Annotated in this window: 14 protein-coding genes; 4 read left to right on the plus strand and 10 right to left on the minus strand. The window is 61.9% G+C overall.

Translation table 11 applies throughout. From position 1 onward, the window contains the following. Positions 1 to 16: 16 nt before the first annotated feature. The gene (locus tag LT40_RS14100) at positions 17 to 463 is read right to left on the minus strand and encodes a response regulator (protein WP_043191285.1); all 447 of its coding nucleotides are present in this window, start codon (positions 461 to 463) and stop codon (positions 17 to 19) included. Positions 464 to 625: 162 nt separating this feature from the next. On the opposite strand from LT40_RS14100, the gene LT40_RS14105 reads away from it, so the two are divergent. The 3 genes from LT40_RS14105 to LT40_RS14115 all read left to right on the plus strand — a co-directional run bounded on the left by LT40_RS14105 (position 626) and on the right by LT40_RS14115 (position 5,327). Next, positions 626 to 2,569, plus strand: coding sequence for a putative nucleotidyltransferase substrate binding domain-containing protein (locus LT40_RS14105; protein WP_043191287.1), 1,944 nt, complete (start codon positions 626 to 628; stop codon positions 2,567 to 2,569). Further along, positions 2,566 to 3,276, plus strand: a complete 711-nt coding sequence (locus LT40_RS14110) for a 3'-5' exonuclease (RefSeq protein ID WP_043191290.1) — start codon at positions 2,566 to 2,568, stop codon at positions 3,274 to 3,276. Before LT40_RS14105 ends, LT40_RS14110 begins: the two co-directional genes overlap by 4 nt. Positions 3,277 to 3,635: 359 nt before the next feature. Further along, positions 3,636 to 5,327 carry an ATP-binding cassette domain-containing protein gene (locus LT40_RS14115; RefSeq protein WP_043191293.1) on the plus strand — a complete coding sequence of 564 codons (1,692 nt, stop codon included), beginning with the start codon at positions 3,636 to 3,638 and terminating at the stop codon, positions 5,325 to 5,327. A 31-nt stretch (positions 5,328 to 5,358) separates the two neighbouring features. Here LT40_RS14115 and LT40_RS14120 read toward each other — a convergent pair whose 3' ends face one another. The 3 genes from LT40_RS14120 to rloA2 all read right to left on the minus strand — a co-directional run bounded on the left by LT40_RS14120 (position 5,359) and on the right by rloA2 (position 6,679). Continuing rightward, complete coding sequence (locus LT40_RS14120) at positions 5,359 to 5,763, minus strand: type II toxin-antitoxin system VapC family toxin (protein WP_043191296.1); 405 nt, start codon at positions 5,761 to 5,763, stop codon at positions 5,359 to 5,361. Then, the gene (locus tag LT40_RS14125) at positions 5,760 to 6,023 is read right to left on the minus strand and encodes an antitoxin (protein WP_043191304.1); all 264 of its coding nucleotides are present in this window, start codon (positions 6,021 to 6,023) and stop codon (positions 5,760 to 5,762) included. Before LT40_RS14125 ends, LT40_RS14120 begins: the two co-directional genes overlap by 4 nt. Before the next feature lie 149 nt (positions 6,024 to 6,172). Next, complete coding sequence (rloA2, locus tag LT40_RS14130) at positions 6,173 to 6,679, minus strand: retropepsin-like aspartic peptidase RloA2 (protein ID WP_043193694.1); 507 nt, start codon at positions 6,677 to 6,679, stop codon at positions 6,173 to 6,175. Between the two features lie 143 nt (positions 6,680 to 6,822). Here rloA2 and LT40_RS14135 point away from each other — a divergent pair, with 143 nt between their 5' ends. Then, on the plus strand, positions 6,823 to 7,713 hold the full coding sequence (locus tag LT40_RS14135; RefSeq protein WP_043191305.1) for an acyltransferase: 891 nt from the start codon (positions 6,823 to 6,825) through the stop codon (positions 7,711 to 7,713). On the opposite strand, the gene LT40_RS14140 is transcribed toward LT40_RS14135, so the two are convergent. From LT40_RS14140 to LT40_RS14165, 6 genes are all read right to left on the minus strand, one after another. After that, positions 7,714 to 8,286, minus strand: coding sequence for a DUF2780 domain-containing protein (locus LT40_RS14140; protein WP_043191306.1), 573 nt, complete (start codon positions 8,284 to 8,286; stop codon positions 7,714 to 7,716). 323 nt (positions 8,287 to 8,609) lie between these two features. After that, positions 8,610 to 9,809 (minus strand): formaldehyde dehydrogenase, glutathione-independent, encoded by a 1,200-nt coding sequence (gene fdhA, locus LT40_RS14145; RefSeq protein WP_043191307.1) that lies wholly within the window; start codon positions 9,807 to 9,809, stop codon positions 8,610 to 8,612. A gap of 195 nt (positions 9,810 to 10,004) precedes the next feature. Next, a complete protein-coding gene (purU, locus tag LT40_RS14150) occupies positions 10,005 to 10,862 on the minus strand; it encodes a formyltetrahydrofolate deformylase (RefSeq protein WP_043191308.1) in 858 nt (285 codons plus the stop codon). A gap of 43 nt (positions 10,863 to 10,905) precedes the next feature. Next, complete coding sequence (locus LT40_RS14155; RefSeq protein ID WP_043191311.1) at positions 10,906 to 11,538, minus strand: sarcosine oxidase subunit gamma; 633 nt, start codon at positions 11,536 to 11,538, stop codon at positions 10,906 to 10,908. A 49-nt stretch (positions 11,539 to 11,587) separates the two neighbouring features. Next, on the minus strand, positions 11,588 to 14,605 hold the full coding sequence (locus LT40_RS14160; RefSeq protein ID WP_043191314.1) for a sarcosine oxidase subunit alpha: 3,018 nt from the start codon (positions 14,603 to 14,605) through the stop codon (positions 11,588 to 11,590). Beyond that, positions 14,602 to 14,928 carry a sarcosine oxidase subunit delta gene (locus LT40_RS14165; RefSeq protein ID WP_043191317.1) on the minus strand — a complete coding sequence of 109 codons (327 nt, stop codon included), beginning with the start codon at positions 14,926 to 14,928 and terminating at the stop codon, positions 14,602 to 14,604. The genes LT40_RS14160 and LT40_RS14165 overlap by 4 nt, the downstream gene beginning before the upstream one ends. Positions 14,929 to 14,937 lie beyond the last annotated feature (9 nt).

Genomic DNA, 14,937 nt, shown 5'->3' on the forward strand with positions numbered 1-14,937 from the left:
AACATGTGCGACCGTTTCAGCCCAGACCCAGCTCTTCGCGAGCCAGTTTTACCAACGTGCTCGTGTCGATCGGCTTGAGCAGAAAATCGACCACGCTGAAGTGCATCGCGGCGATTGCATCCTTGACGCTGGCATCGCCTGAAATAATGATGATCGGCAGCGCCGCGCGCTCCGAATCGCGTATCTCGCGGATAAGGTCCAGGCCCGACTCGGGTCCCATGCGCAGGTCGGTGATCAACAGACCGATGCGCCGATTGGCACGCAGTTGCAGCATGGCGCCCATCGCGCTGTCGGCCTGCACACAGGAAATGCCGTGCAGCTCCAGGATCTGCGCGAGCACCTCGCGGGTGTCGCTGTCGTCATCGACCACCAGCGCCAATTGCGGCGGTGTATCTGGCACCTGGGCCAATTCGCTGAGCGCTTCACGCTCGGCATCACTCAACAATAATTCGTGATCGGACATACGCTTCCCGTCATCCACAACCTATCCATCGGCCTGTTGCACGTCGTCCCGCCTTTTAGACTTACGTCCAATGGGCACGTTCGCTCATGCAGTCGACCATGGCCGGACGATAAAGCCAAATTCTTAATAACAACAATTTCCGATTCGACCCATCGGGCGGTAATGGCCATGAGCAAAACCGACGCCTTCACCCAGGCGGGCAAGACTGCGGTGCTGCAGAACATTCACGGCACCGTGCAGTTCCTGCAACGCTTCCCGCCCTTCAACCAGATGGAGAACGCCCATCTGGCCTATCTGGTCGAGCAGTGCCAATTGCGCTTCTATGCCAGCGGTGAAAGCATCATCAAACCGGCCGATGGCGCTGTCGAGCATTTCTATATCGTCAAGCAGGGTCAGGTGGTGGGCGAACGGCCACACAGTGCGCGCCGCGGCACCGAGACCACGTTCGAGATCACGGCTGGCGAGTGCTTTCCGCTCGCCGCCCTGCTCGGCGAGCGCGCCACCCGCACCGAGCACCTGGCCGCCGAAGACACCTTCTGCCTGCAGTTGAACAAGCCGGCCTTCATCAAGCTGTTCGCGCTCTCCACGGTGTTCCGCGACTTCGCCCTGCGCGGGGTGAGCAGCCTGCTCGATCTGGTCAACCAGCAAGTGCAACGCCAGGCCGTGGAGACCTTGGGCACGCAGTATTCGCTGAACACCCGCCTGGGTGATCTCGCCATGCGTCATCCGGTGACCTGCGAGGCCTCCTTGCCGCTGCGCGATGCCGTGCGGCTGATGCACGAGCAGCAGGTCGGCAGCATCGTCATCGTCGATGACCTCAAGGCCCCCCAGGGCATCTTTACCCTGCGCGACCTGCGTCAGGCTGTGGCCGACGCGGCCACCGACTTCGGCGCGGGCATCGAGCGCTACATGATTCCCCGGCCCTTCCACCTCAGCCCGGAAGCCAGTGCCTTCGATGCCGCCGTGGCCATGACCGAACGGCACATTGCCCACGTGTGCCTGGTGAAGGATCAGCGCCTGTGCGGCGTGGTGTCCGAGCGCGACCTGTTTTCATTGCAGCGGGTGGACCTGGTGCACCTGGCCCGCACCATTCGCCATGCTTCGCGGCTTGAACAGTTGATCGCCTTGCGCGGAGAAATCAGCGCGCTGGTCGAGCGCATGCTGGCTCATGGCGCATCGTCGACGCAGATCACTCAGCTCATCACCCTGCTCAACGATCACACCGTCTGCCGGGTGATCGAACTGGTGCTGCAGGAGCGCGGTGATCCGGGTGTGCCCTTCAGCTGGCTGTGTTTCGGCAGTGAAGGCCGCCGCGAGCAGACCCTGCACACCGACCAGGACAACGGCATCGTTTTCGAAGCCCGTGACGCCGCCCACGCCGCCGAGATCCGCGGCAAGCTGCTGCCTCTGGCGCATCAGATCAACCTGGCGCTGGCGCAGTGCGGCTTCAGCCTGTGCACGGGCAACGTCATGGCGAGCAATCCCGAGCTGTGCCTGTCGCGCCTGGAATGGGCGCGGCGCTTTGCCGGTTTCATCCGCGAGGCGAGCCCGGAAAACCTGCTCAACTCGAGCATCTATTTTGACCTGCGCACGGTATGGGGCGATGACTCGGCCTGTGCACAACTGCGCCGCAGCGTGCTGGAACAGGTCGCGGACAACAGCTTGTTCCAGCGCATGCTGGCGCAGAACGCCTTGCGCCAGCGCCCGCCGGTTGGGCGCTTTCGCGACTTCGTGCTGACCCGTCAAGGCAGCGACAAGGCCCCCACCCTGGACCTCAAGGTGCAGGGCCTGACGCCCTTCGTCGACGGCGCACGTCTGCTGGCACTGGCCAACGGCATCGACACCGGCAATACCCTGGAGCGTCTGCGCCAACTGGTGGCCCAGGAAGTCATCGACGCCCAGGACGGCGCCGCCTATGAAGAGGCCTACCATTTCATCCAGCAGACACGCATGCAGCAACATCAGGCCCAAGCCCGACAACACCTGCCCTACTCCAATCGCATCGACCCGGCCGAGCTCAACCACCTGGACCGGCGCATCCTGCGCGAATCGCTGCGCCAGGCTCAGCGCCTGCAGGCCAGCCTGAGCCTGAGGTACCAGCTGTGAGCCTGTTCGATTGGCTACGGGCCAAGCCCACCTGCGTACTGGACGCCACTTTGCAGCAACGTGTGGCAGCACTGCCCACAGCCCAGCCCTGGCAAACCTGCAGCCTGCGCGAGCAGCGCTGGGTGGTGCTGGACCTGGAAACCAGCGGTTTGAACCTGAACAAGGACGAGGTGCTGTCGATCGGCGCAGTGGTCATCGAAGACGGCGCGGTGGATTTCTCCCAGCAGTTCGAACGCACGCTGCTGCGCGAACAACCGCGGCTGGGCGCCAGTGTATTGATCCATGGCCTAGGCCCGGAAGCGATCGCGGCCGGCCAGGCGCCCGCCCACGCCCTGCTGGATTTCATGACCTTCGTCGGTGACAGCCCACTGCTGGCGTTCCATGCGCCGTTCGACGAACACATGCTGACACGCGCACTCAAGGCCAGCCTGGGCTATACGCTGCAACATCCCTTCATCGATGTCGCTGCGTTGGCGCCCATGCTGTGTCCGGATGCAGCTCTGCGCGAAGCCGGACTCGACGACTGGACCGCGCATTTCGGCCTGCAGGTCGGCGAACGGCATCATGCCAGCGCCGATGCGTTGGTTACAGCGGAGTTGGCCATGCTGCTGTTCAGCCGTGCTCGCCGCCAAGGCCTGGACAGCCCCTGTGCCTTGGTCGAGAAAGTGAGCCAGTGGCGGCGTCGCCAGCAGACTCAGGCTTTTTGACTGGCGCGAAAGTGTAAGCGGACATGATGGCCATCCCCAGGACGTCATTGCGGTGCTCGAACGTTGTCGGGCTTGGATGCGATGGACTATGCGCAACGGCTTTGACGTCATGTTTTGTTCAACTTTATTATTTAACCCTCTGACGCGTCAAAGTCCTACACAACGAACCGCTCCAAATCAGATAGTTGAAGATTGTTTCCTACTTTACGGTGATTTTTTCCGCCGCCCCCCGGTAAAACATCCCACAGCTTTTTAAGTAGCAGGGCTGCGTGCAAGCGTTGTATAGAACGTGAACCAATGCTATCTCTCAAGAAATTCGATAAAGGCTGCGCGCCCCCCTTAAATAAGGCCCTATATAGATGAGGCATTTCCTGGCACGGGCAATAAAGGAAAGGCCAGCGCTATTCGGGGCCACCTTGATCACGGTATTCGTCCTCAAGCTTTCACTGTTCGCCCCTCCACTCTTGCTCGGCTCCATCATTGACAATCTGTCACTCGACAAAGGCGCTGAACACCTGACGATTCCGTATCTTCTCGGTGGTTATGCGTTGATCATACTGGTGACAGCAGCGGTTGCTCCCATCCAGACGTATTTTCTTACGCGACTGGTACAGCAGACGGTCAAGGATCGATCCATCAGCTGGATATCAGAGATCTTCAAGAAAGAGTTCTACATCTTCAAAAATTTGCGAATTGGCCATTTGATCAAAGCGACGGATCGGGGTATTACCGCTCATGAGCAGATACTGAATTTCTTCATCACCGCGGGGCTTCCGTTGATCATCGAGATCCTCGTTGTCAGCGCACTTTTCATGCACTTTGGCGGGGCCCAACTCTTTGCACTGCTGTTGATGGCTTCGTGCATCTATCTATTTGTGTGCCACAAGATCATTCAGCGGCGCACGCGGCATATCAATGATGTCAACGACAGCGAAGACGAGGTCTCTGAACGTCTGTTCAGCACATTGCACGCAGCGCGTTCAATCAAGCTGGAAGGCGCAGCGGAACAAACGCTATCACCGCTGAACATGGCATTCGAGCGCTACGCGCGTTGCGCCACCACCGTCGCCATTTCCGCCGCGGCGCTGGGGTCCGTGAAAATGCTCTTCATCGGGCTCTCCACGTGTGGACTTCTGGTGTGGGGCGTTCGGAACCAGGGGATGACAAACCCGACGTTGACCATCGGCGAGTTGGTTGCCCTGTGCTCGATTGCAGGTGGGTTTCTAACCAACATATCGGGCATTGCGGAAGCCTATCGTTCGGCCCATCAGTTCATGGCTGACAAAGTCAGACTGCAGCAAACCCTCAATCTTCCGCGATTCGATGGACCGAACCGATCCCTGGAGCTTCCGGCATCACCGATCTCCACTTTGGAGCTGGCAGCGTGCGAGGTGTCGGGCCGAAATCTGACGCTGGATACCTCGTTGCGATTCGAGTCCTGCGAGAGCGTGGCCATCACGGGACCCAGTGGCGCGGGCAAATCAACATTGCTCGAGTTGCTGGCGGGTATGGACGATGCCTATCGAGAATATCTCTATATCAATGGTATCTGCGTTCAACGAATCTGTGGCGCCTCACAACTGCGCGCGCTGCGCTATTGCCCGCAGAGTCCAGTCTTCCTGCCGGGCGATCTGAAATCGGGCGTGCTGTATGGTCATGCCGCTGGACCTGAACTGCTGGAGCTGGCTCGGCAGCTGTCATTGGACGCACTCCTGAGCCAACTGAATCTCAACGACAGCGCATCCAACCTCTCCGGCGGACAGGCCAAGCGACTCAGCCTGCTTCGTCTGCTCAACAGACCTGGATGCTTCAATCTCTTCGACGAGCCAACCGCTTCACTCGACCACGAGCTGGCCATTGCAACGTGGGACACCCTGATGCATGCATTCAAGGGCAAAGGGTTGATCTGCGTCACTCACGATATCGAAGCGTTGGCGCGTTTTGACAGGGTTCTGATTGTTCAGCAGGGCAAAATCGTGGCCGACGGACCATGGGATCTGTTGCAAAAGGAGGCAGGTCTGCTCGAAGGGCTTCGCGCTGACGGCGGTTGACTGTGCCCAAGATTTGACAGGAGTGAGGGGCTCACGCGACCTCGCACCAGTCCTGTATTTCAAGCCCCTCGACCAAGCGAAACGCCTTGTCGCTGGTGACCAGCGTCATCCCGAGGGAAAGGCTATGGGCGGCGATAAGGCCGTCCAACGCGCCCAGACAGTGCCCACGACTCTCGCCCGTGGCCCGGCTCGAACCATAGGCCTGGGCCGCCTGGCTGCCCCAAGGAAGAATATCGATGGTTTTCAGGAACGCGGTGACAATCCCTGCCAACCGCTGCGCAGATGGCCGCTTGGCCAAGCCATAAAGCAATTCTGCCTCGGTGATGGAGGAGATGCACACCGATGTCATCGGCACAGCGCTTAGGTTCTTGATGACACCCGGATGCCCCTTGAGCAGGTGGCTCACGGTATTGGTGTCCAGCATCAATTGCTTCATTCGGGAATACCGTCGAGTGGATCGCGGTTTCCGCGAGCCATCTGCGCGCGATCGGCGGCGTCGAGGAAATTGTCTGGAACGCCGCCTTGCGCGACGAGTGCCAGAAACTCATTCCATGAGTCCGGCTTTCTGGACAAGATCACATCGCCGGTCTCGGGATCACGCCGTATGAAGACTTCATCGGTGTCGAATCGGAAAGCGGCAGGCAATCTCACGGCCTGGCTTCGGCCGTTTACGAAGACTTTTGCTGTCTGTGACATGTCCATCTCCTGACACTGGTATACATCACAATATATACCAGCGTTTGAGAATGAGATATGAGAGATCTCCGCTTGGCTTGTAAGCCCTGTGATCACGATCACTGCAAATTCGATGCGTAATGTGAACAGTACCGCCTGCCAGAGCAGAATCAGCAGTCAGGCTTGTCTGCCACGTAGCGTTTGGCCGGGTTTATCGCAGCCTTGAACTCGCGCAGGCCTTTGGCGCCGATCAGCAGGGGGTAGTTGAAGCTGCTGCGGTCCACCAGGTTGACCTCGATGGTGCGCTTGACGTCGCCCAGGCAGAGTTCCAGTTCGACCACCGGGCGCTTGGCCACATCCGTGGTTTCGCCTTCGTCATCGGCTTCGTCGGCGCGGCTCTTGATCTTGCTGACGCGCGAGACCTTGTGTTCATAGACCTTGCTGTCGGCATCCTTGGTGGCCAGACGGAAACGGACCCAGTCGTCGCCGTCCCGGCTGAAGGTCTGGATGTCCTTGGCCGACAGTGACGCGGTCAGTGCGCCGGTGTCCATCTTGGCCTTGAGGGTCTGCCCGCCGATCTCGGGCAGTTTGATGTATTCGTAGCGCCCGTACAGGGTCGGCTCCGCCGCCAGCGCGGGCAGGGCCAGAATGGACAACAGGGCGAGGACGTTCTTCACCTGGGATTCCTTTGGGGCAATGAGCAATGCGCGCAGCATACCCCGATAAAAGTGAAACATTTGTTGACCAAACACCCCGGCCGAATTGGTTACGCGCACGGCTGTGTTTATCATTGCCTGCTTCATGACGCCAGAGTAGCCCTATGCGCCGCCTTCTCACCGGCTGTTTCGCAACCGCCCTGTTATTGCTCAACACATTGGTATTCATCGGTCCGCTGTTGTTGTTCGCACTGGTCAAACTGGCAGTACGTGGGCGCCATCGCGATCGCGCCTCGGCGGCGGTGATGTGGGTAGCCGAGACCTGGTCGGAGGTCGACAAACTGATCTTCAGGCTGTGCACCCGCACCGAGTGGGACATCCGCGGCGCCCGCGACCTGCGCAAGGGCACCTCCTATCTGGTGGTGAGCAATCACCAGTCGTGGATCGACATCGCCGCGCTGATCCAGGCACTCAATGGTCGGGCACCGTTCTTCAAGTTCTTCCTGAAGAAGGAGCTGATCTGGGTGCCGTTTCTGGGACTGGCCTGGTGGGCGTTGGACTACCCGTTCATGAAGCGCTACAGCAAGGCGTTCCTGGAGAAGCATCCCCATCTCAAGGGCCAGGACCTGGAAATCACCAAGGTTGCTTGCGAGCTGTACAAGCGCCAACCGGTGACCATCGTCAATTACCTGGAAGGCACTCGCTTTACCCAGGCCAAACGCGAGCAGCAGGCTTCGCCCTTTCGCCATCTGCTCAAGCCCAAGGCGGGCGGGGTGGCGTTCGTGCTGGCCGCCATGGGGCCGCAACTGGAGCGCTTGCTGGATGTGACGGTGGTGTATCCGGGCGAACGCATTCCAGGTTTCTGGAACCTGCTGTGCGGGGATGTGCGAAAGGTGATCGTGGATATCAGGTCGCACAGCATCGATCCGGGGCTGATCGATGGCGATTATGAAAACGATGCGGCGTTTCGGCTCAAGGTCCAGAACTGGGTCAACCAGCTCTGGACCGAGAAGGACCAGTTGATCGGCACCTTGCGGGCCGAGATCAATCGCTGATCACTTGCCGGTGGCACCCCAGATGCTGCTCAGGCTCTGCAACAGCGGACCGCCAACGCCCTGCTGACCCAGGTACTGGAGGATCACCGGGGTGAACTGGCTGACCATGCTGCTGTTCATGCCCAGGGCGCTGAAGGCGCTGTTCATGTCGCTGGTGGTTTTCACATCGCCCAGGGCGTTGTTCAGGGCGCTGATGTTCTTCTGGTCGGACTTGCCGAGCAGGCCGCTCAGACCGCCCAAGCCACCCAGGGCATTGTTGCCCGAGAGCTTGTCGATGCCGGGTACGGATTTGCTCAGCTGCGTGTAGTCGGCAGTGCTGAGTTGATTCTTGGCCAGACCAAGCATGGCCCCGGTGCCGCCGATCGCTTGGGTCGGGGTGATGTTCAGGGTCGAACCCAGGGTGTTGAGCAAGCCTGCGGCCTCCGGTGCTGCAGCCACGGCGGCATTGTTGCCTTGCTTGCCGTTTTGCAGGGTGGTGGCGGCGTTGACCGCGTCGTTCAGGTTGAAAGCGAAGGCCGGACTGGTGGCAACGGCCATCAGGGAAGCCAGGGCCATGGCGCGAGTGATGTTCATTGTGCAGCAACCTCGGGGACAGATAGGCGGACCGTCGTCAAACGGCAGTTCGGTCCCATTATGTTCCTTGAGGGTGAAAATTGTGTAATGGCGGGGGGTTGCGGGACATGTCTTGTGTAGGATCGGTCCGTGGCCGCGAAAGCAGCACGCGGTTATTCAGAAACACCGCAGCGTTTTTTCGCGGCCGATGACCGCTCCCACAGGTGGGACAGTAGGAGCGGTCCGTGGCCGCGAAGGGAGCGGCGCGGTCGTTCAGGTAAACCGCGGTGCGCTTTTCGCGGCCGATGACCGCTCCCACAGGGTGGATGTGGGAGCGGTTGTGATCAGGCGGCGCTGAACAGTTTGTGGGGGTCGATGACGAATTTCTTCGGTACGCCCGCGTCGAATTCGCCGTAGCCGCGCGGGGCGTCGTCCAGCGAGATGACTTCCACGCCGACGATGTCGGCGATCTTGATGCGGTCCCACATGATGGCCTGCATCAACTGCCGGTTGTACTTCATCACCGGCGTCTGGCCCGTGTGGAAGCTATGCGACTTGGCCCAACCCAGCCCGAAACGGATGCTCAGGCTGCCCATCTTCGCTGCCGCGTCCACCGCGCCTGGATCTTCGGTGACATACAGCCCGGGAATGCCGATCTTGCCGGCCACGCGCACCACGCCCATCAACGAGTTGAGCACGGTCGCCGGGGCTTCCGCCTTGGCGCCGCTGTGACCATGACCGCGCGCCTCGAAGCCGACTGCGTCGACCGCGCAATCCACTTCCGGCTCGCCCAGCAAGGCGGCGATCTGCTCGTGCAGCGGCGTGTCCTGGGACAGGTCGGCGATCTCGAAGCCCTGGGCCTTGGCATGGGCCAGGCGCGTTGGGTTGACGTCACCGACGATGACCACGGCTGCGCCCAGCAGGCGCGCGGAGGCCGCGGCGGCAAGCCCGACCGGCCCTGCGCCGGCGACGTACACCGTGCTGCCGGGGCCAACGCCTGCGGTCACGGCACCGTGGTAACCGGTTGGCAGAATGTCGGACAGGCAGGTCAGGTCGCGGATCTTCTCCATGGCCGCATCGCGGTCCGGCAGTTTGAGCAGGTTGAAGTCGGCATACGGCACCAGCACGAACTCGGCCTGGCCGCCGACCCAGTCACCCATGTCGACGTAGCCATAGGCGCCGCCCGGACGCGCTGGGTTGACGGTCAGGCAGACGCCGGTGTGCTGCTCCTTGCAGGAACGGCAACGACCGCAGGCGACGTTGAAGGGTACGGACACCAGATCACCGACCTTGAGGTGCTCGACGTCGCGACCGGCCTCGATCACCTCGCCGGTGATCTCGTGGCCCAGTACCAGGCCGACCTGAGCGGTGGTACGGCCGCGGACCATGTGCTGGTCGGAGCCGCAGATGTTGGTCGAGACCACGCGCAGGATCACACCGTGTTCGATGCGCTTGCCACGTGGATCCTGCATTTTGGGAAAATCGATGTTCTGCACTTCGACTTTGCCGGAGCCCAGATACACCACTCCACGATTACCAGACATGCTTTCACCTCGCTGTTTGTTGTTTTTGAGCTTGGGTTTTGCGTGCTGCGGTCATGCGTTGATTCGGGTGCTGCCCTGACGCGGCTTGCGCCGCTGCTACAGAGGGTGTGTCTGTAGCAGCGGCGCAAGCCGCGTCAATGACGGCGCGGTACACCTGACACATCACATCAGGGCCAGACGCGGCTCGCGCCGCTGCTACAGCACCACCGTGCGGTTGGCGTTGAGGAACACGCGGCGCTCGATGTGGTAGCCGATGGCTCGGGCCAGGGTCAGGCATTCGATGTCGCGGCCCTTGGCGATGAGGTCTTCGGGGTAGTGACTGTGATCGACCACTTCTACACCTTGGGTGATGATCGGCCCTTCGTCCAGGTCGTTGTTGATGTAGTGCGCGGTCGCCCCGACCAGCTTGACGCCTTTGTTGTAAGCCTGGTGGTACGGTTTGGCGCCCTTGAAACCGGGCAGCAACGAGTGGTGGATGTTGATCGCCCAGCCGTCCAGGCGGCGGCACAGCTCCGGTGACAACACCTGCATGTAGCGGGCAAGGATCACCAGCTCGGCGCCGGCCTGTTCGATGACCTGCAACACCTTGCGCTCCTGCGACGGCTTGTCCTTGGGGTCGAGAGGGAAATGGTAGTAGGGAATGTCGTGCCAGCGCGCCAGCGGCTCGAGGTCCGGATGGTTGGAGATCACCGCGACCACGTCCATGGGCAACTGGCCGATGCGCTGGCGGTAGAGCAGATCGTTGAGGCAGTGGTCGGCCTTGGACACCATGATCACCACCTTGGGCCGATACTGCGGTGCGGTCAGCTCGAAGATCATGCCGAAGCTGGCACCGCGTTCGGCCAGGCCGGCGCGAAAGGCGGCCTCGTCGAAACCGTCGGGCTGCCGAAACTCTACTCGGATGAAGAAGCGCGACGACAGCCGGTCGTCGAACGAATGGTGCTCGGTAACATAGCAGCCCTGCTCGAACAGGTAGCGCGTGACCGCGTCCACCGTGCCCAAAACGCTTGGGCAATCGGCGGTGAGGATCCAGGTATCAGGGGCACGGCTCATGGGTAGTCCTTTGGTGTCGAGGTCAAGACAACTGTTGGAGCGGTCAGGCCTGGATGCTCAGCCCGTACTCGGCCGAAGCATCCTGCAGCCACAGCCACCAGTAGTCGGCGAAGCTGCGGCGGATCAGCAGCTCCCAGGTTTCCTCGCCCGTGCGGCGGATCACCAGTTGGGACTTGGCGAACACTGTCCCGACCGCCTTGCCCACCGGGAAATTGCTCGGGTGCACGTCGTAGCTGGTGGACTTCATCAGCACGTCGCGCACGTTCGGCCCGCTCAGCTCGATCAGCGACTGACCGCCGCTGACGTTGACCACCGCCACATGCAGCCCGGCCAATGCTTCACGCAACCGCTGCTCGGCGGCCAATTCCTCGCCACTGGGGACGATCAGCAGCCACTCGTCCGGGCCAAGCCACTGCAGCGACGTCTCGCCGTCGCTGACCAGGCTCAGGGCGCTTGGCAATTCCAGGCCGGTTGCCTTGTGCACCGCGCCGGCGAAGGTTGCGTCATGGCCGTCGCCACGCAGGGTCAGGTGACCCAGCAGCTTTTTCTCGCGCAGGGTCACGCCGGCACCCTGGCGGCCCTTGCCGACCAGGCTGGCGAGGTCGGCGTGATGAAGCGGGTCTTCGGCCTTGGCGCCCGAGCTCGGGCGTTGCTGGTATACGTTGACTGTGGTCATTTTGCTGCACCTGTCAGTGAATGCTGTTGAGGCTATCTGGAAGCGGGGCTTAGATGTTCTGCCGCTCGCCCTTCGGATCGAAGAACACCGAAGAAACGATTTCAGCTTCGATCACGCTGCCATCGGCCTGGGGCGAGAACACCCGCTCGCCCATGCGCTTGAGGCCGCCCTTGACCACGCCCATGGCGAACGAGTAACCCAGCGAGTTGCTGGCGTAGCTCGACGTCACGTGGCCGACCATGCTCATGGGGATCGCCTGCTTGGGGTCGAACACCAACTGGGCACCTTCGGGCAGCCATTTGTTCGGATCGATCGGCTTGAGGCCCACCAACTGCTTGCGTTCCTCGCGCACGGTGTCTTCGCGGTTCATGCCGCGCCAGCCGATCCACGAGAACGGCTTGGTTCGGCCGACGCACCAGCCCATGTTCAGGTCGTCGGGAGTCATCGACCCATCGGTGTCCTGGCCGACGATGATGAAACCCTTCTCGGCGCGCAGCACGTGCATGGTTTCGGTGCCGTACGGCGTCAGGTTGTACTGCTTGCCCGCCTCGATGATCTTTTCCAGCACGCCCATGGCGTAGTCGGCCTGGATGTTGACCTCGTACGACAGCTCGCCGGTGAAGGAGATGCGGAACACCCGTGCCGGCACACCCGCTACCTGCCCTTCCTTCCAGGTCATGAACGGGAAAGCGTCCTTGTCCAGGTCGATATTGGTCACTTCAGCGAGCAGTTTGCGGCTGTTGGGGCCCGACAGGGTCAAGGTCGCCCAATGGTCGGTGACCGAGGTGAAGTACACCTTCAGGTCCGGCCACTCGGTTTGCTGGTAGATCTCCAACCATTGCAGAACACGGGCGGCACCGCCGGTGGTGGTGGTCATCAGGAAGTGATTGTCGGCCAGACAGGCGGTGACGCCGTCGTCGAAGACCATCCCGTCTTCCTTGCACATCAGGCCGTAGCGTGCCTTGCCCACGTCCAGTTTGGTCCAGGCGTTGGTGTAGATGCGGTTGAGGAATTCGCGCGCGTCCGGACCCTGGATGTCGATCTTGCCCAGGGTCGAGGCGTCCAGCAGGCCGACGCTGTCGCGCACCGCCTTGCATTCGCGGGCAACGGCGGAATGGATGTCCTCGCCACGCTTGGGGAAGTACCAGGGGCGCTTCCATTGGCCGACGTCTTCGAACTCGGCACCGTTCTTCACATGCCAGGCATGCAGCGCGGTGAAACGTACCGGCTCGAACAGGTGACCACAGTGGCGGCCGGCTACTGCACCGAAGGTGATCGGCGTGTAGTTGGGGCGGAACATGGTGGTGCCCATTTCCGGAATGGTGACGTTCAGCGAACGGGCGGCAATGGCCAGGCCGTTGACGTTGCCCAGCTTGCCCTGGTCGGTACCGAAGCCCAGCGCGGTGTAGCGCTTGACGTGCTCGACCGACTCGAAGCCCTCGCGGGTGGCCAGTTCGATGGCAGCCGCGGTGACGTCATTCTGCAGGTCGACGAACTGCTTGGGCGCACGCGCCGTGTCCTTGTCGTGGGGGACCTGGAACAACGCCAGGGTCGGTTCTTCGGCACGGTTCAAGACCTTGGGCAGGGTGCCTTCGACGATGCCGAAACCGGTCTCGGACGCTGCCCGGGCACCGCCTTCGAAACCGTCGGCCATGGCGTCGGCCAAGGCATACACGCCGTTCACGCCGCCCACGCACACGCGTTTCTGCGGGGCTTCGCCAGGCACGAAGCCGAGGATGTCTTCACGCCAGATCGGTTTGCCGCCCAGGTGCGAGGCCAGGTGGACCACCGGGCTGTAGCCGCCCGAGCTGCCGATCAGGTCGCAGTCGAGCCACTCGCCGGGGCTGGCCACCTTGTGTGCCCTGACGTCGATGGCGGCGACGCGCGCTGCCGTGACGTGCTTGCTGCCACGGGCTTCGATCACCGCGCTGGACGTCAGGATACGGATGCCCTTGGCGCGGGCTTCCTCGACCAGCGCACCACGCGGGTTGTGCCGGGCATCGGCCACGGCGACGACCTTGAGGCCGGCGTCGTACCAGTCCAGGGCCACGCGGTAGGCGTGGTCGTTGTTGGTCGACAGCACCAGCTTCTTGCCCGGTGCCACGCCGTAGCGGCGCACGTAGGTGGAAATGGCGCCGGCCAGCATGTTGCCCGGCACGTCGTTGTTGCCGTACACCAGGGGCCGCTCGTGGGTGCCGGTGGCCAGCACCACGCGCCCGGCGCGAACCCGGTGCATGCGCTGGCGCACCTGGCCCATCGGTGCACGGTCGCCGAGGTGGTCGGTGAGGCGCTGATGAATGGTCAGGAAATTGTGGTCGTGATAGCCGTTGACCGTGGCACGGGGCAGCAAGGTTACGTCCGGCAAACCTTGCAGCTCAGCGATGACCGCTTTCACCCATTCACCGGCCGGCTGGCCATCCAGGCTCTCGCGGGTATCGAGCAGCGAGCCGCCGAACTCTTCCTGCTCGTCGGCCAGGATCACTCGCGCACCGCTGCGCGCCGCGGCCAGGGCGGCAGACAGCCCGGCCGGGCCAGCGCCGACCACCAGCACATCGCAGGTGCGGCTCATGTAGTCGTAGGAATCGGGGTCGACTTCGGTCGGCGAACGGCCCAGCCCGGCGGCCTTGCGGATGTACTTCTCGTAGGTCATCCAGAAGGACTGCGGGTACATGAAGGTCTTGTAGTAGAAGCCGGGCGGCATCAGTTTGCCGCCGACCTTGCCCAGGATGCCCATCATGTCGGTGTTGACGTTCGGCCAGCCGTTGGTGCTGGTCGCGACCAGGCCCTGGTACAGCGCCTGCTGCGTGGCGCGCACGTTGGGAATCTGGGTGGCCTCGGTAGCGCCGATCTGCAGCACCGCATTGGGCTCTTCGGCGCCAGCGGCAACGATGCCGCGCGGACGCGAATACTTGAAGCTGCGACCAATCACGTCGACGCCGTTGGCGAGCAATGCCGAGGCCAGGGTGTCGCCTTCATAGCCGACGTAGGTCGTACCGTTGAAGGTGAAGGTCAGCTTCTTGCTGCGGTCCAGACGTCCGCCGTTGGACAGGCGATTGACCTGGCTCATGGCTGATCTCCCGAGGCGATTTGAGGGGTTTCGTCGATGGTCTTCTCGACGAACTGGGGCTGGCTGCCGATGCGATAGGTTTCCAGGATTTCGTAGGTGACCGTGTTGCGGGTCGCATTGAAATACTGGCGGCAACCGGCGGCGTGGATCCACAGCTCGTGCTGCAGGCCACGCGGGTTGTTGCGGAAGAACATGTACTCGCCCCATTGCGCGTCGGTGCAGGCGCCGGGGTCCAGTGGGCGGGCGATGTGCGCCTGGCCCGAGCAGTGGAATTCTTCTTCGCTGCGAAGCTCGCCACAGTGTGGACAGAAGATGTTCAGCATGATCGTTTC

It is taken from the genome of Pseudomonas rhizosphaerae, assembly GCF_000761155.1.
In the GTDB taxonomy this organism is placed as follows: Bacteria; Pseudomonadota; Gammaproteobacteria; order Pseudomonadales; family Pseudomonadaceae; genus Aquipseudomonas; species Aquipseudomonas rhizosphaerae.